20 protein-coding genes are annotated in these 24,072 nt (G+C 40.4%); 6 read left to right on the top strand and 14 right to left on the bottom strand.

Annotated features, from left to right (window positions below; translation table 11 throughout):
* The 10 genes from BDD43_RS15005 to BDD43_RS30600 form a co-directional block, all read right to left on the bottom strand.
* The gene (locus BDD43_RS15005; RefSeq protein WP_121198438.1) at nt 1–771 is read right to left on the bottom strand and encodes an MbnP family protein; all 771 of its coding nucleotides are present in this window, start codon (nt 769–771) and stop codon (nt 1–3) included.
* A 27-nt stretch (nt 772–798) separates the two neighbouring features.
* The gene (locus tag BDD43_RS15000; protein WP_008507868.1) at nt 799–1,770 is read right to left on the bottom strand and encodes a DJ-1/PfpI family protein; all 972 of its coding nucleotides are present in this window, start codon (nt 1,768–1,770) and stop codon (nt 799–801) included.
* Between the two features lie 12 nt (nt 1,771–1,782).
* Nucleotides 1,783–2,943, bottom strand: a complete 1,161-nt coding sequence (locus tag BDD43_RS14995; protein WP_246001590.1) for a TonB-dependent receptor — start codon at nt 2,941–2,943, stop codon at nt 1,783–1,785.
* Between the two features lie 256 nt (nt 2,944–3,199).
* Nucleotides 3,200–4,420 carry an ABC transporter permease gene (locus BDD43_RS14990; protein ID WP_121198437.1) on the bottom strand — a complete coding sequence of 407 codons (1,221 nt, stop codon included), beginning with the start codon at nt 4,418–4,420 and terminating at the stop codon, nt 3,200–3,202.
* A 23-nt stretch (nt 4,421–4,443) separates the two neighbouring features.
* Nucleotides 4,444–5,193, bottom strand: coding sequence for an ABC transporter ATP-binding protein (locus BDD43_RS14985; RefSeq protein WP_121198436.1), 750 nt, complete (start codon nt 5,191–5,193; stop codon nt 4,444–4,446).
* The gene (locus BDD43_RS14980; RefSeq protein WP_121198435.1) at nt 5,190–6,386 is read right to left on the bottom strand and encodes an efflux RND transporter periplasmic adaptor subunit; all 1,197 of its coding nucleotides are present in this window, start codon (nt 6,384–6,386) and stop codon (nt 5,190–5,192) included. Before BDD43_RS14980 ends, BDD43_RS14985 begins: the two co-directional genes overlap by 4 nt.
* Before the next feature lie 13 nt (nt 6,387–6,399).
* The gene (locus BDD43_RS14975; protein ID WP_246001588.1) at nt 6,400–7,575 is read right to left on the bottom strand and encodes a TolC family protein; all 1,176 of its coding nucleotides are present in this window, start codon (nt 7,573–7,575) and stop codon (nt 6,400–6,402) included.
* Nucleotides 7,576–7,765: 190 nt separating this feature from the next.
* Complete coding sequence (locus BDD43_RS14970; RefSeq protein ID WP_121198434.1) at nt 7,766–8,563, bottom strand: DUF4249 domain-containing protein; 798 nt, start codon at nt 8,561–8,563, stop codon at nt 7,766–7,768.
* A 4-nt stretch (nt 8,564–8,567) separates the two neighbouring features.
* Entirely contained in the window at nt 8,568–10,604 is a 2,037-nt protein-coding gene (locus BDD43_RS14965; protein WP_246001586.1) for a TonB-dependent receptor plug domain-containing protein, read from the bottom strand.
* Nucleotides 10,601–10,888, bottom strand: a complete 288-nt coding sequence (locus BDD43_RS30600) for a carboxypeptidase-like regulatory domain-containing protein (protein WP_246001585.1) — start codon at nt 10,886–10,888, stop codon at nt 10,601–10,603. The genes BDD43_RS14965 and BDD43_RS30600 overlap by 4 nt, the downstream gene beginning before the upstream one ends.
* Nucleotides 10,889–11,152: 264 nt before the next feature.
* Between BDD43_RS30600 and BDD43_RS14960 the strand changes: the two genes are divergently transcribed.
* The 3 genes from BDD43_RS14960 (at nt 11,153) to BDD43_RS14950 (ending at nt 13,197) form a co-directional block, all read left to right on the top strand.
* Nucleotides 11,153–12,211 (top strand): sensor histidine kinase, encoded by a 1,059-nt coding sequence (locus tag BDD43_RS14960; protein ID WP_121198433.1) that lies wholly within the window; start codon nt 11,153–11,155, stop codon nt 12,209–12,211.
* Entirely contained in the window at nt 12,208–12,930 is a 723-nt protein-coding gene (locus BDD43_RS14955; RefSeq protein WP_121198432.1) for a LytR/AlgR family response regulator transcription factor, read from the top strand. Before BDD43_RS14960 ends, BDD43_RS14955 begins: the two co-directional genes overlap by 4 nt.
* 75 nt (nt 12,931–13,005) lie before the next feature.
* Nucleotides 13,006–13,197, top strand: a complete 192-nt coding sequence (locus tag BDD43_RS14950; RefSeq protein WP_121198431.1) for a hypothetical protein — start codon at nt 13,006–13,008, stop codon at nt 13,195–13,197.
* Nucleotides 13,198–13,485: 288 nt separating this feature from the next.
* Here the strand turns inward: BDD43_RS14950 and BDD43_RS14945 are convergent, their stop codons facing one another.
* Complete coding sequence (locus BDD43_RS14945; RefSeq protein WP_121198430.1) at nt 13,486–14,715, bottom strand: site-specific integrase; 1,230 nt, start codon at nt 14,713–14,715, stop codon at nt 13,486–13,488.
* Between the two features lie 882 nt (nt 14,716–15,597).
* Between BDD43_RS14945 and BDD43_RS14940 the strand changes: the two genes are divergently transcribed.
* The 3 genes from BDD43_RS14940 (at nt 15,598) to BDD43_RS14930 (ending at nt 17,369) form a co-directional block, all read left to right on the top strand.
* Nucleotides 15,598–16,197, top strand: coding sequence for a Crp/Fnr family transcriptional regulator (locus BDD43_RS14940; protein ID WP_121198429.1), 600 nt, complete (start codon nt 15,598–15,600; stop codon nt 16,195–16,197).
* A 354-nt stretch (nt 16,198–16,551) separates the two neighbouring features.
* Nucleotides 16,552–17,019, top strand: a complete 468-nt coding sequence (locus BDD43_RS14935) for a MauE/DoxX family redox-associated membrane protein (protein ID WP_121198428.1) — start codon at nt 16,552–16,554, stop codon at nt 17,017–17,019.
* A 5-nt stretch (nt 17,020–17,024) separates the two neighbouring features.
* Nucleotides 17,025–17,369: a hypothetical protein gene (locus BDD43_RS14930; RefSeq protein ID WP_121198427.1), complete on the top strand. Its 345-nt coding sequence runs from the start codon at nt 17,025–17,027 to the stop codon at nt 17,367–17,369.
* 76 nt (nt 17,370–17,445) lie between these two features.
* On the opposite strand, the gene BDD43_RS14925 is transcribed toward BDD43_RS14930, so the two are convergent.
* The 3 genes from BDD43_RS14925 to BDD43_RS14915 form a co-directional block, all read right to left on the bottom strand.
* Nucleotides 17,446–18,846 carry a TlpA family protein disulfide reductase gene (locus tag BDD43_RS14925; RefSeq protein ID WP_121198426.1) on the bottom strand — a complete coding sequence of 467 codons (1,401 nt, stop codon included), beginning with the start codon at nt 18,844–18,846 and terminating at the stop codon, nt 17,446–17,448.
* A 27-nt stretch (nt 18,847–18,873) separates the two neighbouring features.
* Nucleotides 18,874–20,259: a RagB/SusD family nutrient uptake outer membrane protein gene (locus tag BDD43_RS14920; RefSeq protein WP_121198425.1), complete on the bottom strand. Its 1,386-nt coding sequence runs from the start codon at nt 20,257–20,259 to the stop codon at nt 18,874–18,876.
* A 73-nt stretch (nt 20,260–20,332) separates the two neighbouring features.
* Nucleotides 20,333–23,872 carry a SusC/RagA family TonB-linked outer membrane protein gene (locus BDD43_RS14915; RefSeq protein WP_121198424.1) on the bottom strand — a complete coding sequence of 1,180 codons (3,540 nt, stop codon included), beginning with the start codon at nt 23,870–23,872 and terminating at the stop codon, nt 20,333–20,335.
* Nucleotides 23,873–24,072: the final 200 nt, after the last annotated feature.

Here is a 24,072-nt window from a genome sequence, read left to right as displayed (position 1 = left end):
TCAGTTCGTTACTTTGGTGATCTTAAAAAGTCCATCCGCGTAATTATCCGCCACGACAACTGAATTCGGCCCGCCCATCGTGAAATTGAGTTTGGCAAAATCTACAGTAGTTTTGCCCTGGAACAAAGCCCCTGCATTAGCCACCAATTCCAGTTCAGGTAATTTGCCATCGCTGATCTTTAAGGTCTTCGGGAACTTTTGCGTGAATGTGCGGATTGTGTTATTCGGGTCTTTAGCACCGCCGATGTGGAAGGTCAAACGGTGTTTCTTAGCCGTTGATTTTGGAGATTCTCCTTCCAGTTTCACAAAGATATAACCGCTGTTCCAACTCCAGAACATTCCTTTAGCGGGGTCAAGTACACCGGTTTGCGCACCAGCGAAATTACGCAAGCTGTCCACGCCAATAGTAAACGTGATGCCCGTGTATTTTCCTTCGGGAATATTGGTGATCTGCTGGTTTAGCGTAGTGGAATCCGCCGCGTTCACCAAAAAATAAGAATCAGGTATCGCTATCTTATCGCCATTCTTTGCGATGAGGCTAACGTTGCTGATATAGTATTTAAACGTGGTGATCTTAAGATCATCACCATTAGCGTTTTGATACAGCGATAAACTGTCATTCAATTTCAGGGCTTTGCCGTCCATTACGTTTTTGAAATGAACCGCAACTGTACCAGTTTTAGCAGCCTTTTTAGGGTCACCGGGGTTTGGTTTAGCACTTACCGTTAAGCCGGTGATTGCCAGCATTAGCAGGGTGATTAATTTTTTCATATTGTTTAATGATTTAAGTCCCGTTAATTATTTAATTGTATGAATTTCGTAAGCGGTCGGATTTCTCTGGAAACCTGCTTTGCAACGTGCTGAACAAAAGCCGATGATCTTTCCTTTGTAATGAACCGTATCGGCATAACCGGCCAGGGCCATTCCACAAACCGGGTCTTTATCATTGTCAATTTTAGCTTTTGCGGAAACGGTTTCTGGGTGCAGCAAAGGTTGTAAAGCACTGTTATACATGGTGCGTACACTTTCAACTATCGCTTTATCCGTGTTATGCTCACTGCCGCCTTTGACCGGTGGTTGAGGATCGTACTCCAGGTCAAGCATCACGGTTTGGGTGTACTTTTCACCCATGATTTCATTGATCAATCCGAGGCTCATATCGATTCCCGCAGAAACTCCTGCACTTGTCCAATACTTACCGCTTTGAACATAACGTTTATCTTCTGCGGTGATACCGAACTGATCTTTTAAAATCTGCTTACCGAACCAATGCGTAGTGGCTTCATGACCTTTAAGTAAACCAGTCGAGGCCAGTATCCAGGCACCTGTACAAACGCTGGTGGTGTATTTGGAGTGGACATCTATCGCCTTTATCCAGTTCAGCAAAGCGGTATCTTTCGTGGCGGTAAAGGTTTCATTCAGGCCGCCGGGTATAACCAGGATATCCAATTGCTTGACTTCGTTAATGGAGGTATCACATTGCACCTTCATACCGCCACCGGTGGTGATCAATCCTTTATGACGACCCACAAAGAACACTTTAGCGCCCATGAGTTCACTCAATACATGGTAAGGCCCCATCGCATCCAAAACCGCATAGTTATCATAAAGGAGGATGCCTATTGTCTTGATCTGCACTTTAGGTTCAGGAAGTATATCTGCCATTTGTTGCTCATGGTTTTTTGTCGTGGCCGTTGCTGTGTCTTTTGATTTGTCTTTACACGCGGCCACCATCAAAATGAGAGTTGCTGCAAAAAATAGTCTTTTCATCAGATCTTTTATTTAAAATTTCGCTATTAAAGTCGTTCCGTAAGTTTTCGGGCTTCCCAAAAGGAAAGTACCGAATGAGCCGTAAGCGACGTACTTTTTATCAGTAATATTCCGCGCCCAGAAGTTCAGTTCAAAGTTCTTACTGCTGATACCTGCTTTAGCGTTGAACAAACTATAAGCTGGCTGGCTTAAGCCATTCACAAAATCAAAGTAGTACTTGTCTAAATAACGATATTCACCCCGGACGAATGCGGCTAATTTCTGTTTACTTCCAACGAAATCATAAGTGTATTGGGCTGCCAGCATCGAACTAACCGGCGGCGTATTGATAGGCTGGTCGCCCTTGTAATTCACTACGGCTTTGGCATCTGCGCTGTATAGCAATAGCGAGGTATAACGTGCATAGGAATAGCTGGCATTCCAGTCAATTTGCAGGCCTTTTACGGGCAGGGCTGTTACTTCCAGTTCCAAACCTTTATTGTGCATTTCGCCAACATTCAGGATCAGTGCGTTGATGCCGTCCATAGCCGTACTGATCTGCTGGTTATGCTGTTCGAGGTAAAATGCGGTCAGGTTAAATTTTAACTTGTTATCCAAAAACGTGTTTTTCCAGCCTATTTCGTAATTGTCAGAATGTTCCGGTTGGTAAGGAACTTGTGCCGGATCGGTCGCATTGGTGTTTAATCCGCCTGCACGGAAGCCCCTTGCATACGAACCGTAAAGCAGCATGTTGTCCTGGATTTTGTAGCTCAATACGAATTTGGGGGTGACCGCGTTAAAGCTGGCCCGGTAATCCGCATTTGGGTTTAACAAGGTTGCAGGGGCAGGATCTTTCTGGTAATCGGTATATTGGCTAAGCCCGCGGTTTTCGTGATCGTAACGTATGCCTGCGGTAAAGTCCAGTTGGTTAGTAAGCGAATAGGTGGCCTGTCCGAAGAATGCATAGCCTTTATTGTTGCCGTGGCTGTTACCGATGGTGGTAAATGGTGCACCGGAAGCCGGGTCAAATTGCACGTAATCCGGCCCATAAAATGTCGGCGTGATCATGTGCAGATTTTGCGTAAACCCATAAGCCCCGGCTACCCACTTTAACTTGCTCGTACTTGCCGACTGTGAAGAAAGACGGATCTCCTGTGCGAAGATATGCTGACGCTGATCTGGAGCGGTACTCAAAGCGTCTAAAGGGCTGAAATCATAATCAACGCCTCTATATAGTACCGCAGAATTCTATGGTTACAGAATATTCTAATGTGGGACCGTTCGCTATTTCTTCCAATAAGGATTTTACTGGTTACAGAATAGATATCTCGCCCGTTATATATTTGTGCTGCAACCTATCAAGAACGGGATACTTGACCCGGAGTTATTATCCGTGTTCATCCAAGAAATTTATCGGAACACGTCTATTTCTACCTCAGTGGCAACTCCCTTATTCATATCGCAAAGCTTCGATCGGGTCGAGCTTTGACGCTTTTGAGGCCGGGTAATAGCCAAAGAAGACACCGATAATTGTACAAAATGAAAACGAAACAATAACAGATGTTTTATTAAACACAGGTTCCCAAGATAGCAGGTGCAAAATGAGAAAACCTAGGGCTTCGCCCAATACGATGCCGATGAGCCCGCCGGCAACGCTGATTATGATCGCTTCAGTCAGAAACTGGTTGAGGATATCAATTCCCCTTGCACCGATTGACATTCTTAATCCTATTTCCTTTGTCCTTTCCACAACAGATACATACATGATATTCATGATCCCTATACCGCCGATAAGAAGGGAAATACCCGCAATGCCTGTTAATAAATAGGTCAGCAAGGTGGTTATAGTAGTTAAAGTTCTCATCAGTTCCTCCTGTGTCCTGATCACAAAATCATCGTCTACGTTATCGTGTAGCCGGTGGGAAATCCTTAAAATTCCGGACAATTCTTTCGAAGCCTGATCAGACAATGCTTCTGATCTTGCAGAGGCATAAATACTTCCAAAATAAATGGAGGAGATTATTCTTTTTTGGACAGTCGTATAAGGTGCTAAAATGATGTCATCTTCGTCTTGGCCAAAAGTATTCTGCCCCTTTGGAGCTAATACGCCTATGACCTGGAAGGGGATCTTATTAAATCGGATTACCTTACCAACCGGGTTAACACCTTTTGGGAATATATTTTTCACGACGGTTTTACCTAAAAGACAAACTTTAGCATAGGTGCGGATATCCCTTTCAGAAAAGGAAATTCCATCCTGAACGGACAGGTTACGAATAGTTAGAAAATCAGCATTTACACCGTTAATTGTCGTCGGCCAGTTTAATGATCCGTTGATAGCCTGTCCAGTTGCCTGTGAGGAGGGCGATACAAAAGCGACATAAACAGCACGTTGTTTTATTGCTGTTATATCCTTATAAGTGAGTGTTTCCACGTTAGAACCCTGAAGCCTGGCACCACCCGGAACATTACTGTTTGGCAATATGGTAATCAGATTAGAGCCTAAGCCCGAAAGCGAGCTATGAATACTTGCCGTAGAACCATCTCCGATAGCGCCAATGGTGATCACCGAGGCTACACCGATGATAATACCGAGCATGGTTAAAAAGGCCCTTAATTTATTCCGTTGTAGCGCCCTTAATGCAAGTAATACCAGGTTGTATATTTTCATGTGTTATTTTATATTATTGACTGCTAATAATCGTCGGTAACCGAAAGCAACGCCAGCATTTCTTTGGCACTGCGCTTATTCGCATTGATACTATCTTTCATTATTCTTCCGTCACGTAAAGTGATCGTACGGCCGCTGAAAGCTGCGATGTCCGGTTCATGGGTTACAAAAACGATGGTCTTTCCCTTGGATTGGTTCAGTTCCTGCATCAGCGACATGATCTCGTAGGATGTCCGGGTATCCAGATTTCCGGTGGCTTCATCAGCTAATATCATCACCGGCTCGTTTACCAGGGCCCTGGCAATCGCCACCCTTTGCTGCTGACCTCCGGATAACTCATTAGGCATATGGTACATTCTTTCGGAAAGCTTTACCGCCTCTAAAGCTGCTATTGCTCTTTCCCTTCTTTCTGTAGCCGTGACCGCAGAGTTGTAAAAAAGCGGAAGTTCTACATTTTCCAGAGCGGTAGTACGAGCCAGTAAATTATAGGACTGGAAAACAAATCCGATCTTTTCGTTCCTGAGCTTAGCCAGCTCGTTCCTGTTAAGCTGCCCGATGTTGGTCCCATCTAATAAGTAACTGCCTTCGCTCGGTTTATCCAAACATCCAAGGGTATTGAGCAGGGTCGTTTTCCCGGAACCACTGCTGCCCATAATCGTTACGAACTCTCCTGAAAAAACGTCAAAGGAAACCCCTTTGAGCGCGTTCACTACCTCTGTTCCCATCTGGAAATGTCTTTTAATATCAATTAATTCAAGGATCTTGTTTTTCATCTCTTTTTCGAATTGCTTTCAGGCGGTTTAGGAAGTATAGATGATGATGTGTTGATATTCCCTGGAATTGGATATGATATAACTACCTGCTGGCCGGGAAGCAGGCCGTATAAGATCTGCACATGATTATTGTCATCTAAACCAGTTACCACTCGCACCTGGCTGATTTTGTTACCTGATGTAACCCATATATATGCGGTTTTTCCATTTATCGTGTCCTTGTGCTTCCCGAACTCTTTGATGTAATACTGAATGATATAGTCATTTTTCAATGTGGAATCCGGAACAAAATTCAAAGCTTTGGAACTTACCAGTATGGCATGGCTTGCCTCCTTGGTATATACTACAATATTGGCTGTCATTCCGGGTTTTAGCTTCATGTCGCTATTTGGCGCATTGATGATCGTTGTATAGGTGACTACGTTGGAGGTAACTTTTGGATGCAAACGTATATCGGCCACGGTACCGGTGAATAAGTCGTCTATATAAGCATCCACCGTAAATTGAGCTCTTTGCCCTTTTTGCACTGTACCGATGTCTGCCTCATCTACTGCGGCCTCTACCTGCATTTTCGTGATATCCTTGGCAAGGACGAACAAAGTTGGCGTTGTGAAAGCTGCCGCGACCGTTTGCCCTATACTAATGTTACGCGACAGAACAACGCCATCTATAGGGGAATAAATATCGGCGTAAGAGAGGTTTTTGCTGGCAGATCGCAATAAAGCCTGCGCATTAGCTACTGCAGCACGGGCGGCATTATAGTTATTTAGTGCCGTTTCATAATCCGCTTTGCTGATCGCCCCGGAGGTATATAGCATCTTTTGCCGCTGATAGGTGCTTTCATTTAAAACCAGAGAACTTTTTTGTGTTTGAAGGTTGGCATCATCCTGGTCAACTACCGCTTGTAAAAGTGATTTGTCCAGTTGGGCCAGTAACTGCCCCTTTTTTACTTTTGAGTTAAAGTCGGCGTTGATGACGCTGATAGTGCCTGAGACCTGTGTGCCAACTGAAACCGTATCGACAGGTTCAATAGTCCCTGTGGCGGTAACACTTTGGGCTATGTAACCATAGGCTGGCCTTTCGGTTACTAAAACGATAGGTTTAGCTCGTTTATTAAAAATAAGCAACCAGCCGCAGAGCAAAACGATGATTAAGATGATGGCTATGAATATATTTTTTTTAGATTTTTTCATGAATGAGTTGTGATTAAAGTTTCACAGGCAAGCCGTTATAAAAATTATAGATTTCGATGGTAAGCGCTGCATTGTATTTGGCCTGTATAAACTGCTGAAGGGCCTGAACATATAAGGCCTTTTGCTGTAAAAAATCTACCATGGCGGTAGCACCTAATGACAACTGCTCATTTGCAATCCGGTAGGTTTCCTGGTTATAATGTAAAGCTTCCAGGGCTGCATCAAACTGGCTTTGTGCGTTTACAACATTGAGATATGATTTCTCTACATTTTGCAACAAGTTGGTCTTACTGTCTTTCAAAATCAAATGGGCCTGTTCAATATTGATTTTAGCTTCTTCAACGTTAGTTTTATTGACCCGTTTATTGAAAATGGGAATAGACAAAGTAAGTCCGGCCTGCTGGTTAAAATAATTATTCAGCTGCGTAAAATAGCCGGGGGATGTCCCTGTAAAACTTGTACTTGCGGAACCGAAAGCGGTCAAAGTTGGCTGATAGCCAGACTTTGCTTTTGCCAGGCTAAATTCAGCGGTTTCAATACCCAATTCGCTGATCTTAATTTCGGGACGGAACGATAGCGAATTCGCTTGTACGGTATGTAAGTCCGGTATTGACTTTTTTGAAATAATGGTGTCTGGTTCCACAATGTCAAACAAATATCCGGTCGGTAATTGCAAAACCTGTTTAAGGTTCAGCAAATCCTGCATTTTGGTATTTAAAGCAGTTACCAGCGTGTATTTATCATTGGCCAGCTGTGACTCCATTTGGGCGACGTCTTTCCGTGCAATGCTGCCTGCTGCATATCGTTGCCTTGCCTGTGCTACCTGCGCCTTTGAGGTATTCGCGATTTGCTGCTCATAAATAATCGTTTCCTTATCCAGTAATACGGCAAGGTAATACTGTGTGATGCTTAAGGTAATGTTATTCTCCTGTTCCTGAATGCTGAAGCCTCCAGATTGAAGTGATAAATTCTTTTGCCGGATATCCTGCTTCAGGTAGCCTCCCTGGTAAAGCACAATAGAAGTATTTACACCATAGCTACCTGCCGGGGTAAAACCTGAGCTGTATTGGCCGGTATTGGCATCCAGACTTTTACCATGGGTTAAGTTTTGACTGGCTGTAACTGACAATCCGGGTAATACGGCGGCTTTGGAAAGTAATAACTCCTGTTGGCTTGTTTGTTGATCCAACCGCAATGAATTGAGCTGAATATTATTTTTTTAGCGTAATCGAGGCATTTTTGCATACTCCAGGAAGTCGAATCAACCTTCGGGATATCTTGGGCAAAAAGGCCAGAAGGCACAACTACCAGGCAGATGCCCAATGCGAACTGCCAAAACTTTATCCTGGCCAATAACCGGAAATGCATTTTCATAATTATTATTTGGCTATTATGGTAATGGATTGGGTAGTATGGGCACTAAAGTATCCCAGGGATACTGGGCTGATGTTTGTTGGCGGGTTGGATGGTGTAACACTACCGCCGGGCCCGTTAGCGCTTTGTTGTGACAAGGTGAACCAATACGTATAAATGGGCTTGTCGAGGCATTGCATTTCCACCGTTATTTTATCACCTGCGTGAATATCAATATCTGTTTCCCTGAGCACTTCGCTAACTGCGAGTCCGTCATTAAACTCGTCATCAAAGGCAAAAACATTTTTGACCTGGACACCGTTGATAGACATCACGCAGAGATAATAATTCGGGACACCTGCTGGGTCGTGATAATGGACCGAGATTTCTTTGGTGGGGTTGCTGCCGCTGCTAAACGCGTTATTTTTTGAAGTAACAGAATCGATCGCTACGCTAGCGGGCATCTTAGAACTTGCGGCATACGTTATGCTCCCCGTCAGAACGCTCATGGTATAGGTATAGCCCGCAATACCCTTTAATTGACTGTTGGTGTAAGTACCTGAAACCCCCTCGGTGAAACGGTAAATTTGTCCGGTCTGATCGGTAACCGTTACCGTAGCACCGGATACCGGGGGATAAGTGTTTGTAGTGGTAAAGGCAACGTTTTTGCTCAACTTAATAATTTGAGGCGCATTGGCATTGGTTACATTGGCTTCTATAACCAGCTTTCCACTGTCATTTCCCAGCTTAAGGTCGATCACCTTGGTGCATGCTGATAGGATCAGTGATAATGAGAGGATCGTATATAGTTTGCTGTTTTTCATAAGATTAAAATTTAAAGTTCCAGGTAACTGATGGTATCGGTGTCGCGAAAATGCTGGTCTCTACAGCCTCCGTGGTATTCGGCACCGTCTTGCTGTCCCTGAAAGTTATCGAATAAGGCTCTCTGCTGCCGTATAAATTGTAAATGCTGAACGTCCAGCTGGAATGGAACTTCTTATGCTCTCTGCCTTCCAACGTTGCGCCGATATCCAGCCGGTTAGTTGCAGGTTCGCGGTAACCGTTCCTTTCTGAATAAGAAAAAGTGGTTAGTCCGTTAACACTATATTTGCCTGTCGGATAGGTAACCGCATTGCCCGTTCCGTAAACAAATGCGCCGGATAATGACCAGCGTTTGGTTAGTTGGTAAATACCAACTACCGAAAGATCATGCGTGCGGTCCTGCCGGGCCGGGAAATAACTGTCATTGTTAATGGTCGCGAATTTATCCTCCGTTCTGGATAGGGTGTAACCGATCCAGCCGTTGAACCGTCCGTACTTTTTCTTCAGGAAGAGTTCTAATCCATAAGCCCTGCCCGAGCCGTAGACCAATTGTGATTCCACATCCTGGTTAGCAATTAACTGCGCACCATCTTTATAGTCGATCTGGTTCTGCAGCCATTTATAATATACCTCTGCGGAAAATTCAAACTGGTTATCATCAAAATTCCTAAACCAGCCGGTGGACACTTGGTCGGCAATTTCCGGCTTAATGTTATTGCTGCTCATTACATACAGGTCAGTAGGCGAACTGCTGTTCGAATTGGTCAGCAGGTGAATGTTTTGGGTGTTCCGGTTATAAGAGAATTTGACCGAGCTGACGCTATCGAGCTGATAACTGGCAGAAAACCGGGGTTCCAGATTAAAGTAATTTCTGACGGCGCTGCCTGAATTGTATGTTTTCGTAGCGATGACGTTCCCAGCTGCATCAAAAGTATTGAAGCTTCCCGGCCCCAGCAGGGTAAAGTCACTCAGCCTCACCCCATACAGGATGTTGAGCCGGTCGCTTACTTTCCAATCATCACTGACATAGGCAGCGCTTTCCAGCCCGTAACGTTGCTGCACGCTTCTCGCATTAACATTATCTGCAGAAGATGAAATATCACCCGGTTCGATACTGTGGTGCAGCACATTTACGCCAAACTTGATGTGATGGCCGTCGCTGGCAGAATATTGGAAATCCTCTTTAAAATTAAGGTCGGTTATTTTAGAGGTTGCTTTGAAGCTTTGGTCAGTCTCATAACTCTGGATGACGTAATTATAATTGCTGTAAATCAGCGAGGTATTTGAAAAAAGTTTTGAACTGAATACATGGTTAAAACGGACAGTGCCGGTAGTGTTTCCCCAGTTGGTACCGAAGGTGTTTTTCAAACCGATCACATCTTTACCGAAATAGCCCGACAGAAAAATGGCGTTATTACTGTTAAAATGATAATTGGCTTTGGCATTGAGGTCATAAAAGTAAAGCGAGCTGCCCTTAATGCTCGAATCGGAGGATGCTTTCAGAAAAAGATCGATGTAGGTCCGCCTTGCACTCACCATGAAAGAACCTTTACCACCATCAATGGGCCCCTCCACTTTTAGCCGGGACGCAATAAGTCCAAGGCCTCCCTGAACAGTAAAACCTTTGGCGTTCCCATCATACATTTTTACATCGAGTACTGATGATAACCGCCCGCCATATTCTGCAGGCATTCCGCCTTTATATAAGGTCACATCTTTTATGGCGTCAGAATTAAAAGTGGAGAAAAAGCCGAACAGGTGGGAAGCATTGTAAACCGGCGCTTCATCCAGCAGGATCAGGTTTTGATCAGAAGCACCGCCACGTACGTAAAATCCGGTATTGCCTTCGCCTCCTGATTTTACGCCGGGCATCAGCGTAATCGTCTTGAGAATATCTTTCTCCCCAAAAACGACCGGCACGCTATTTATTTGCTTCATGTTGAGCTTTTCGACACCCATTTCCGGGGAAAGCACCTGGTCATTATTGGGTCTGTTTGAACCAATCACCACTTCTTTAAGGGCACTGCTTGGTGCCAGCATCATATCGATGACCTGATTTTATGTAGCGATACCGGTTTCGAAGTGGTTTCATAACCGATATAACTATAGATCAGGGTATACTCACCTTCAGGAATGGTTATGGAGTAAAACCCGTAACTATTTGTCGAGGCACCTTTCTGTGGGAGTTCTTTAATTCGGACAGAGGCGGCTATTAAAGTTTCACCGGTCGCATTATCCTTTATCGTACCACTGATGGTCGTATTTTTTTGCCCGAAGGCGGATACCGCGGTGAATGCAATGCAAATAAGTAAAAGTAATCTGGCCATTTTGTTGATTTTGGCACTAAAGTATGGCTGGCATCAGTACCAAATTTTGATATTATACCAAACCATTTACTTATTATACCAAAGTGGTACTGCCGTATAGAACCCCCAAAAAACGATTGCCATTATTCCCGATTTACACTTGACCTGACCTTTTATAAAAGGGGGCTTAAATACTTGTTTGGTATAATAACTGGTTACTTTCGTATAAATACACAAACTGAATACCTCCGTTTGCCTACCTTTAAGACCTATTAACGAAATAACATGGATCCGGAAAATAAATTTAAAACCTTTAACAATGATATTATCCTGAGACTTATCATCGAAAGGAGATTCAGGATGCTACGGCATTTATGTTTGATCGTACTTCTTGGAGCTGGATTTTATAACAGCAGCGTAGAGTTTTCAGAACCTGTCAATACTTATTTAAAAATCTGGCTCTTTTCTGTTCTGCTTTTTTTATTTTATATTAATATGTACCGGTTGGTTCCCCGGTTATTGTTTAAAGATAATTACTTGGGGTATTTCCTTTGGTTAATTGCTTTATTTGTGCTAATTCAAACCGCCGCCTTTAGTACCAGGCATTTTGTATCAACCTATTTAAAAGCACCGCTGGAGACACACCGGTCGGAACCAAACTTATTTGCCTTTTATTTTATTTTTATCATCCTTATGGGTGCTTCGGCGGCGGTTAAGCTTTTCCAGCGATGGGTAGTCGATTCACAAAGGATCAGTGAACTGGAGACAATTACTATCCAGTCGGAACTTGAAAATCTGAAAAAACAGATCAACCCACATTTTCTATTTAACACCTTGAATAATGCCAATGTGCTTACCCAAATAGACCCGGAAAAGGCATCGCAGGTTTTAATGAAATTAAGTGACCTTTTGCGTTATCAGCTGTATGACAGTGCAAGAAATAAAGTGTTCGTCACATCTGATATTCATTTTTTGGAGGATTTTCTGAACCTGGAAAAGATCAGGCGGGATAATTTTGATTTTACTATTACCTTAAAAGGCGAACTTCAGGGAGTGGAAGTAGCACCCTTACTATTCATTACCTTCGTTGAAAACGCAGTTAAACATAACATTGATGCAGAAAAACGCTCCTATGTATACCTGTTTTTTTCTATGATAGACGATGAGCTGAATTTTCATTGTATAAATTCGAAACCGCATATCAAAGTTGCAAAAAGTGTAAACGGGGGATTGGGGTTGACAAATGTTACGCGAAGATTGGAATTGCTGTATCCGGATCGCCATGAGTTAAAAGTGACTGATACACCGGAAACCTTTAATGTGCATTTAACCATTAAGACATGAACAGCATTATCGTTGATGATGAACCCCTGGCTAGGGAGGCAATACAGTTATTAGCATCCAAATTTCCGGGCCTGGAAGTAAGTGGGTCATTCAGCAGTGCAATCGCAGCATCAAAATATATCAGCGAAATAAAAGTTGACCTGATTTTTCTGGATATAGAGATGCCGGGCATGAACGGAATTGAATTTGTTAAAAACATCCCAAAAAAAACCCTGGTTATATTTACTACCGCCTACCCCGAATACGCGTTAGAAGGTTTTGAACTGGATGCGATAGATTATCTGATCAAACCCGTAAAAACAGATCGCTTTGAAAAAGCAGTTAATAAAGCGATAACATACCACAAACTATTAGAAAGTGAAATTTCGACAAGCGAAATACAACATCCGGGAGATGATTATTTCTTTGTGAAATCAGAAAGGAAATTCATAAAAATACATTTCAAGGACGTCCTTTTTATTGAGGGACTCAAGGACTATGTGGTAATGCAAACTGCTGATCAGAAGATCATGACGGCGATGAATATCAAAACGATTCATGAGCAATTGCCGCAGCACATTTTCGTGCGAATAAGTAAGTCTTATGTTATTAATGTAAAAGAAATTACTTCGTTTGATAATAACACCGTTTTGATTGGAAAATATGAAATACCCATAGGGAATTCATACCGAAATTATTTTTTTGATAATTTCATCATAAAGAAACTTATTGGAAGGTAATCTGGATAAAACACACCAAAATACCCTTTTTGGTCTACTCAAAAAGGACCCCTTTGCTAGTTGAAGGTTAGGTCTATGAACGGATTTTTAAACTGGTATTGGCAATGGGTAATGATTGAAAACATTGATGGGGAAGGAACTTTCGAGAAAATCCTGGCCATCTTGCTTGATAAGCCAGTAATTAAATTGGCAGGGGTACCTATGGAACTGCGCGGCTACCGAACATTTTATAAATTAATTATAAGCAAAATTATAAGTGCCAATTAGCAGCCTTCGCGAAAAATAAGGTAAATCGTTTCACACCAAATTTAATTGATGATATTTTGGATATCTTTAGAATGTTAAATGGTGAAAGAACTAAAGCTGGTTTGAAAAGCTTGCAAGTAACACTATCGTACATAACAATAAATTACCAGCATCTAAGCAGAAAATTAAGGTAAAAACTCGTTTTAGTCTTATTGCTTAGGTAACGCACTATTAAAGTTTTTTGTGATTGAATGTCAGAAATGTCCAAATAGAAGGCGGTGATTACTAAACCGCCTTCTTAAATAATTATTATAACCCTAATTTTTCGCTTAACCTAGCCATATCATCGGCTAACTTACTTTCTACCACCTTAGCATATATCTGGGTGGTTGTTAATTTACTGTGGCCTAATAATTTACTTACCGTTTCTATAGGCACGCCATTGGTCAATGTTACCGTTGTTGCGAATGTATGCCGGGCAATATGAAAGGTAAGAGGTTTGGTAATACCGCACGTATCTGCAATTTCCTTTAAATAGCTGTTTAGTTTCTGATTACTTAACTTTGGCAACACCTTCCCCTCGGCTAATGACTGCGGATGCCCTTTGTATTTTTCAATAATCGCCAGAGCTTTAGGTAACAAAGGCACTCTTACGGGTTCATTTGTCTTTTGCCTATTGGTAGCAATCCAAATATTATTTTCGGATTTCGCCACCAAATTAGCAGGTGTTAAATTAAAGACGTCAATATAGGCCAATCCTGTATAGCAACTGAAGACAAAAAGATCTTGAACTATCTGCAAACGTACGATATTGAATTTTTTAGCTTCGATCCTTGCCAACTCCTGTTTGGTTAAATATTCGCGTTCTACCTTATCAAACTTCAACTGGTAGGCGTGAAAAGGGTTGCGGTCTATCCATTCCAGTCTAACGGCAAGATTTATCATTTTGCAAAACCTTTCAATGTGCTTCATCAGGCCATTGTTATTTAGGACTTTTTGGCCTTTCTCCGGCGTTCTGTTACGGAGGAAGTACTCGAAGTCCGTAATAAATTTATAACTTAACTCGGAAAGGTATTTGTCGCTGGTTTTAAACCGTTCTTTGACGAACTCCTTGATATACTTCTGCGTAGTATAATAGTTCTTCATCGTGCCTAGCTCCAATAGCTGCCCTTGGTCAGAATTATGATACTCCATTAATTTACAGAGTGTAAATTCGGCCTGATCGCCTCCGGTAACTTTTTCTTTTAAAAGTTCTGCGGTAATAAATTTCTTCTGCAATAAAAGCTGTTGGTAGCTGTCGATAATTCCGGCTTTAAATTGGTCAAGGTACTTATTCATTTTAATGATTTCTTCCCGGCTTCCCTTTGCCATTCCTTTGGTGGCGTTCCAGTTATTTTCCTCAATAGAGCGTTTAACAGAAATTTCGATACGCTTGCCGTTCACTGTAATGCGGGCATAAATCGGTGACTTTCCCGATTGAGTGGTCTTTTGCTTTTTAAGATAAAAAGTAACGCCGAAGGTGTTGTTTGTGGTACTCATAGCTATTTCATTTAATAATTTACAAAAGCATGGTTTTGACTGGTTTGATACCTCTTTTGAAAAGGGGCACAGATTTGATTAGAGAACAGGCATCAAATCGCATCAAAACAGGTCAAAATAAACTATTCAATTAATTGACTATCAATATATTGCATTGATTTTGGTGACCCAAACCTAAGAATTTAAAATGGGTAACCGAATAGGTCTCATTTTCTTTGGTTTTACTTGAATAACTTGGGGTGGAATAAAATAAAAAAACCCCTTAAATCATACGATTTAAGGGGTTTCGACTTCGATTGGTATCGCTTTTGTCGGGATGGCAGGATGCATCCGAAACTCTCTATATTGTTGTTAATCTGCAACTTACAAAGTTAGAAGTTTGACGGGGTGCAGAATAGGGCATTTTTCAATTCATAACAAAATGAACTATTTCACAAGGTTTGACTGTTTTTCTTGTCTAATCCAATGATAGACAAAGATAGAAACTTGTCGGCAATTAAAAAATTCTATGTCAAATTATTGTCTTTTTTTGAAATATTTTCCTATAAAGCAACCGGTAATCAGTCCATTTTTTCCCGTTGGTTAATTCTCCAACAATCTAAAATATTTAACTGTAAATTAGACGTTTCAACATTCTAATCATCGAATTAATGCTATCAAGCCACCTTTTTCAATAACAAGCATTCATTAAATTACCATTAACTGGACTTGCAATTATCAGAGTAGTTAACAACCTTTACGAATATTTTACGTAAAGAGAAAAGAGTAGCGTCTCTTTTTGCCTACCAGTTAAAAGCATTACAAGGCTGTCTCGGATGCCTATCTATTTGTATTTAATTTGGCTAAGGCATAATTACCTGAACCAAATAATATGATAATAATATGCTTTATCCAGACCCATCACGTTTTTCAAATGATTTTAGAAACTATTTGAAAGAAATCGCCCACCTCGAACATTACCCAAGGAACCATAAAATTTTAACACCTGGAGAAATGAGCAATAAATCATGGTTCATAAAAAAAGGGATGGCTAAAATATATTATTATGTGTGGGTTCCCGACAAAAAAAACAAAGACATCAAAGTTGAAAAGGAAGTTATAATATGTTTTCTAAAAGAAAAGGATACCCTAAATTGCGTCGATAGTTTCTTCGGAAGGGAACCCGCGCAGTATTATATTTCCCCAATTGAACCTTGCACACTTTATGCAGTTACCAAAGAAAACTTTGATAGATGTTATACTGTGTTCCCTGAAATTGGGCAAGTAGCCAGAGAAATAATATTGGGCTATAAGCAAAAAAGTGATCTTAAAGTGAAAATACTTAGCTTAAATGCTGAAGAAAGGTTTGCGGAGTTCCACCAAAGCTTCGATACCAGCCGGATATCAACAGCTGATCTGGCGGCATACCTACATGTTTCCCGTTCCCACTTAGCCCGCGTTAGAAAAAAAAGCAGTCTTTCGAAAAATACGCCACGTTCCTAAACTGCAAACGCTAAGCTTTAATTCTTAAAAATGTGCGTAAAACTCACTTAAACGCCGTTTTGTCTCATTTGAGACATCAAAAGCTCTCATTTAATACATCATTTTGTTGCAAATGAGACTGCATTTTGTAGCAAATGAGACACCTAAATTCTTTCTCCAGAAGTAGATTTGACTTGTGGATGTTAAACAATTGCATCCTAAAAAATAACAAGATCATCTACCTCTTACTTATTTTATAAGTAATACAAATGGAAAGGAGTTTAGTGACAAACAGAATCAATTTAAAATGCAGGCTATGTACCTGCCGATAACTGACGTTATCAATTAATTAAAGGATGGCCAGTCTACAAGCTCATGGAAAGTGTAATAACAAACAGCTCGAAATTTCAAATTTCAGATCTAACAAAGGAAAAAATAGTAATTGCGATACGATGGTTATGTATGGCTTTATTTATCTATACTGCATACGCTAAAATAACAGATCATGACCGTTTTTTAAACGGTCTGCTAAGAGTACACCTGATTAGTGGTTTCGCTGTGTTTATTTCTATTGCTGTTCCGATAGTTGAAATTATTATAGCGACATTATTACTTATCCCAAAAACTTCAAAGATCGGTTTATATTGTTTCACGGCTACAATGGCGGCGTTTACAATATATATTATTAGTGCATTGATTTGGGAGAAAAACTTGCCTTGCCTTTGTGGGGGCGCCATCGAAAAACTTAGCTGGACACAGCATATATGGTTAAATCTCGCATTTATTACTTTAGCCATTTTTGCTCTCTGGCTCGTCAATTTAAATACATCTTTCAAAAATTAAAAAAAATGAAAAATTTTAAACAAATCGCTTTTGGCCTGTTAGTAGGTGCAATGGCATTAGGATTTAGTGCGTTTACTTCAGCATCTAAAAACGCTATCAAAGTTACAAAAGATGCTAAAGGTCGCCTTTTGTTTACAGCTTCGTATTATAACAAAACTGGTATCGCTGGCGATTCTAACGCCGCTGACTTTGTTTATCGTAACACTGCTGGCCCATCATGTGCTTCAAATCCTTCAGATGAATGTACAGCTGAATGGACAACTTCAAATGCACCTGTAAATAACGCTGCACCCTCTGGCTCACCATCAAGGACTGGCAGTGCTACCACCGGCGATTATAACGGACATTAAAATAGCACCTTTAATAAATAAAGAGCGGACAATAAATTTCACCCGCTCTTTATTTTGTTTGCAAGATGTGATAGGATTAAAATTTATCACTTTCCGAAAATATTAGCACGTCAATCTTCTTTACTTTCTTAATAAACTTTAAGCCATATTTGTCAAGAGCCGCATTAATACTTTCTAAATTATTCATATCACAACTCAATTCTAAATCCACATTCTCGGTTATCCCACACTCATCTATAAAGGATATTTTACTGTCTTGAAAAAAATAACCTTTTAACAAGCCCGTAAAGTGACTTAGCGGCATATTATGCTGTACATACATATATCTGTCATGACTTTCCTTAGCAATTCCGCCCGTTGTTGAAAGTGCTATGCGACTATTAACGCGTTTTAGGACTTGAGAGTTACTATCAATTCGTTTTTCTACGTGAACTTTAAAACCCATAGGCTTAGAAAAAGATCGATCAAGATCTTCTCTTACGAGTTCCATTTTGGCTTTCCAAGTGATCCCTTTCGGATAAACCATTTCGTAACTCACGGAATAATCTTTTGCCCACTGATCCATTTCTTTTGTTCCGCTTTTTATGGATTTTGGCAAATTAATGCTATCCAATAATTTCTGATTCCTAAATTCAAACACATGATTTTTTTCTGAATTAAAAGCACCTTGAGTTGGTTCATCATAATAGCCTGCATTATAAGCCCAACGATAAAGATGTTCTATACTGACATTGTATGCAGTAAAATGGTCTTCATCAAAATATAACTGCCCCCATGCATTAGGAATATATTTTGTTGCAATAGAATATGATAAAATATTTGGTCCAGTTATTTTGTCGCTATCGGTTGATGTATCTTTTATATTAAAGTTATTTTTCAGGACAAATAAATTGTGTTCCGCCGTTACCTTTAATTCCCGATACTGGATATCATTTCTATTTTCAAATGTTGGGGTTTGTCCTTTTAATACTGCATCAATGTTTTTAGCAGTTATTTCTTCGGCACCTGTGTTTGCTATTACCTTGCCGTTAGAATCTATCCAAACATAATATGGAATTTGAGAATATTTAAACAGCTCACTGAATAAGGTATCATTGACCACTGAAAAAGGTCTGATATGCCTTATTTTGTACATGTGGTTTAGAAAGTTAACTACTTTTTTTTCAGATTCTTTTGTAATCGGCATTACCTGAATTTTACCCGCAAACTGTTTTTCCAATGAATCCATCTTCGGAAACATTGCTACACATGGGGAACACCAGGTTGCCCAAAAATCCAAAATGAGTAATTTGCCTTTAAAATCAGAGATTTTAGCGCTTGTTGAAGTATAATTTACAATTTCTCTAAATGTTGCGTCAGGGACTTTTTCACCAACAAGTGTTTCAGTGGTTTGGGCTTTTGCCAAAATGGGTATAAGAATTATTAAAATCAACGTAAATAATAACGATTTTAAAAGATTGTAATTAGCTTTTATCATAATGATATTGTTAAAATTAATTGATACTTACCTTGGATTTTGTTGTAATCCAGCTTGAACTTCAATGGGGTCTAAAGGCAATACATACAAGGGTGAATTGGGGGCCAGAGAATAAGTTTTACCACTTACGTTTCTTATTAAAGTCACCTGGAAACGGGGATCTTTATTTAACCTGCGTAAGTCCGGCCATCTTAAGTTTCTAAAACAAAGCTCTTTTCGCCTTTCTGCTATTATTAGCGCTAATGCTGCGTCTGCCGAGGCTGCGGTTTTATTAACATAGGTACCCGTTTTCCAACGGGTTGACAATAGAGTATTCAGGTCATTGATAGCAGCTGTGGTGTTTCCAGTCCTTGCATAGGCTTCCGAACGGATCAGGTACATTTCGTCGGTAGCCAACCCACCAAAAAATGCATAAGGGGCACCTGTATAATTACCCCAATAAGTCATATTTCCATTAACATTTAGGAAAAAAATTGACACCCTTAAATCATTGGCGTCATAAGACTTATAAAGAGTTGAATCAACAATAAGGCTGTATGTATCAAATGAAGCATACGTACTTAATTGAGAATGAAAAATTACTTCCTTATTAAATTGAGCTATAGGTATGTAATCGTTGGGATTTAGCTGATTGTAATCCATTAATGCACTTTGTAAATGCAGGGAAGAATCCGCATAAGTTAGGGCTTTACTATAATTTCCCTGCGCTAAATAAACCCTGGCCAATAATCCAAAAACAGCGGGTTTGGAAGGGCGGGTAGGATATAATGGCTTTGCAGGTAACAACGGAGCAGCCTGCAACAGATCATGTGTAATCAAGTCATAGGTTTGTTGCAACGAGGATCGACTTACAGTAAGGTTTACATTTGAAGATACTCTTAATGGCAATCCGAAATCTGTAGTTGCTGATGTCGCGTCATAAGCCTTACAATATATCTGCGACAAATTATAAAAATCGAAACTTCGATAAAACAAAGCTGATCCTTTTACATTGTTATAGGCCGTCAAAGAGCCAACATCAGTTTTTACCGTAGCAATTCCATCTAATACAACATTACTTTGCAAAATTCTGGCGTAGGCACTTATCCATTCAGACGAGCCCTGTCCGTTATAAAAATCTGCTGTCGGAGCCCAAATATATGCGCTTTTCTCAGGCGCATATCTCAATCTTGTATAGTCGGCATCAGCTATATGATAATCCCCATCACCTACCATACTAAGACTTGGCTCATTTTGGTTCATCCCGGGAGAACCAATGGCATTATCCAATAGTGCCTGATAGTCCGAAACCGTTGTTGGTACCACTAAAGCTTTATCTGGTTTGGCATTTAACCAGTCTTTTTTACATGCACTAAACATTATAATAGGAAGCAGTATTAAACTTAAGCAGCTTATTTTTATTGACTTATTCATATCAGTTCAATTTTGAGGGTTTAATAATTTTTCTGCCAGTTCTTCCATTAAGTACGGATGTCCCGGCCATCTTTTAAAAACTGCCTTTCAGCCCAAAAGAAATTGACCTCGGGTTGGGCATAGTATTAATATCGCCAGACGCTGGCACTGCGTCAGGATCAAGTCCCTTATGATTGGCGCGCCATATGACGCCAATGTTATTTGCATAAATAAAGAGTTGTATGTTGTTGAAAGGGAGCCTGTGGAACATCGACTTATTTAAGTCATAGCTTAAACTAATGTCCTGAAGACGAACATGATCCCCTTTTTCGACAGTGGCTTCTGAAAACTGGTAAAAGTTATCACGCGCTTGCGTTGACGGATAGATAAGGGACGGTACGTTAGTATTTTTTTCGTCTCCTGGTTTCAGCCAACGATTGTCAAAATCACGATTCACCCGCAGGAATGAACCTGAAGAAGTTATTTGGTAGTAATTAATTGTAGGACTTCGAAAATAATAACCAAACTTATAATTGATTTGCACAGCGAGACTAAATCCTTTATAACTCAAGCGGTTATTGAAGCCACCAAAATAAGTTGGTCTTGCAGGGCCCGCATACACTAAATCGCTAATCGGCGTTTTAGTAGTAATAGTTGCATAATTTTCACTGGCAGTGCCATTTACAAAACCAACAGGGTTGCCTGTTTGCCCGTTCAAGCCATCCCATTTATAGCTGTATATACCAAAAACCGATTTACCCACAACCGGTACTGCAATACCAGATCCGGAACTTACCACCGTTGAAGTCAGCGGGTTCACATCATAGCGAGTAACCTTATCCGTTGCATGGCTAAAAAGAAGAGTTGTTGTCCATTTTATGCTGCCTTTTAAATTTTGTGAGGTCAACGATAAGTCAAACCCTTTGCCGGTCATATCCGAGTAATTACCTTCGAGCGTTGTAATTCCACTATTTTCAGGAAAAGTTTTGTAACCTAACAGGTCTGTTTCCTTTTTAAAATAATATTCCAGGCTACCTGTTAAAACGTTGTTTTTGGTACCAAAGCCAAGGGCCAAATTGGTAATTCCTGTTTTCTCCCAACGCAGGTCAGGGTTGCCAATATTGGAGATTGCCGCATAATTAAGATTGGTTAAGTATGTTGCCAAATTCGAATACCTAAAAGTAGTGACTCCTGTTATTGATTGGTCAAGATTGCCATTATATCCGTAACTTGCTCTAAGTGCTAAAACGGGCAACCAATCCAGCGTATAGAAGTTTTCTTTGGCTATGTTCCATTTGGCCCCGGCAGACCACAGTGGAATGTTTTTTTGATTAGTTGCAACGCCAAAATAATTTGTGCCATCTATTCTGGCGCTTCCCGAAAGCGTGTAGCGATCCATATACGTATAAGCCGCATTAGCAAAGGATGATCGGATGCGCGATAACGTCCCGCCGATACCAAGGCCGCTATTTATAGATGTGCTGCCGGATGGATTGATTGGAAAGGACGTCGTTGGATCTACGTTGATGAATGTTGCCAGATCATCATTATAACCATACAGGTTTGAACCATTGCTTTCAACAGTGGTTTGTGACAGTTCATAACCAGCTATTGCACTTACGTTATTATTCCCCCAGGTTCGGTTAAAATTCAACTGTCCGCGCACGTTATTGGTCACCATATTGGCGTTTGCCAAACTGAGAATACCACCTAAAGGGACATTATAGCCAGTAACTTGTCCGTTATTTAGAATTGAAAATTGATTAATATAGTTGCGTGTGAAATAGGTTTGCTGACTTTGATAGTCCCGGTCTTGACTATTACTTCTTTCATACTGGTACTTTATTTCGCCGGTTAATCCGGGTATGAATGCATACTTCAAGCCAGTTGTAAGTCTTATATCCAAGTCTTTGGTACTATGATTTGTTGCGCCCAATTCTTTTAATGGATAATAAGACCAATCTAAAAACCCATTGGCTGGAGCGCTTTGAACGTAATTTCGGCTATAATTAAAAGGAATTGCTAATGGATTTCCGCTTGCATCCGCTATTTGTGAATACGGAAAAACACGGGTGTTAAACTGACTTAAAGTATTATCAATCTTATTATAATCCTGTACTATATTTAAGCCAGCGCTTAATTCGAGATTTTTAACCAGATAAAAAGTATTTAAGGAGTTAATCGTAATCCTTTGGTTTGTATTACCTTTTAAACCCGGCAAATTGTTGTCATAGCCTGTTGAGAGGTAATACGTGGCCTTATCTGATCCCCCGGAAAGCGTAAGTGCATACTGTTGGTTGGTAGCCTTTCGGTAAAAATAATTACTTAGCTGGTCGTTTACATTAATCCCCCGTAGTGTATTTAATTGGGAGGCTAAATCATTAGAAGATAAACTGCCTGCCCGATTGGCAGCCAATAGTTCCACAGCTGGTGAAATTACCGGGTAAGTGCTTGTATTAGTTAAGTTCGAATCATAATATCCTTTACCGAACAGGAATTGCTCCAGACCGATAAAGGAAGAAGCACCTAACTGGTTGGGATTGTAATTCAAATCTGGTTTATCAAAAACAGTTATATTGGCATTAAAACCGATCTTTAAACTCTGATTTAGTTTTCCCTTTTTTGTTGTAATAACAATAACACCATTACCAGCCCTTACACCCCAGATACTGGCGGACGCTGCATCTTTCAACACAGTCACGCTCTCAACATCGTTAGGGTTAATATTGTTAATATCACCGCTGTATGGAAAATTATCCACCACAACTAATGGCTGGTCATTGGCAAATATTGTACTGCGCCCACGAATATTTATATCTATTCCATTCCTTGCCGCAGTAGTGTTCGCATTAAACAAAAGTCCGCTTGTAATGCCGTTCAATTTTGACAATACATCAGTGGCTACTCTGGCCTCAAATTCTGTTTTAATCGGTTGAGAAAAGGATCCCGTAGCCCGTTCTTTTGGAATATTCTGATATCCTGTAGAAACTACTGATACTTCATTTAGTTGATTACTTCCATTTTTCAGCGAAATAGTTAGATAATTTGCATTGGTTACAACAATCTCTTTGGTTAAATAGCCGACAAAGGAAATTTGCAAAACGGTACTATCAGAGACATTGCTTATTTCAAATTCACCGTTGCTATCAGTAGTTGCCAAAGCTGGTCCATCCTTAATTTTAATGGTGGCCCCAGGCAAAGGTGAACCCTTATCATCGGTGACCTTTCCCTTTATCGGAATACTTTGTTTTACTGGTTGTCCTTGCGAGGGAGGCCGAGAACTTATATTATCGAACTTTACAACAATCTGGTCACCTATAATTTCATAAGTGAGAGTGAGCGGTGATAGCAAATCATTTAATACTTTACTAACCGGCTGATCTTTTGCGTGGATAGTTACCGGATTTTTCAGGACTCCTCTTGCATTGCTATATATTATCCCTACGTGGGCCTGTTTGGAAACTTGGTCAAGCGTTTCTTTTAATGTTTTCTTTTCTACATCTATTGAAATGCGCTTATTTAAGTCTTGTGATCGCGCTATTTCGGTTGCCAGGGCGCAGTTTAAAAAGCAGGTTGTGGCAACGGTTAATACAAATGATTTGTACCTTAATATGGAGCGTAAATTTTTAAGCATAATGTTTAATTAAATTGGTTAAGGGAGAGTTTAGGCGAAAATCTAATCGAAGGATTAGTGGCGGCGACTGTCGAATGAGCCACAAAAAGGGCAATAGCATTCCTGTAAAGCAATTTTTCATTTTTTTGCAGTTAAGTTTGTTCCTTAAAATTTGGTTAGGCGGCTACCTGAAACAGTAGTCCTGATTATCCATTGTTATT

It is taken from the genome of Mucilaginibacter gracilis, assembly GCF_003633615.1.
Classification (GTDB): Bacteria; Bacteroidota; Bacteroidia; order Sphingobacteriales; family Sphingobacteriaceae; genus Mucilaginibacter; species Mucilaginibacter gracilis.
Note: the sequence above shows the minus strand (reverse complement) of the source record. Positions and strands in the feature narration are given on the sequence as shown.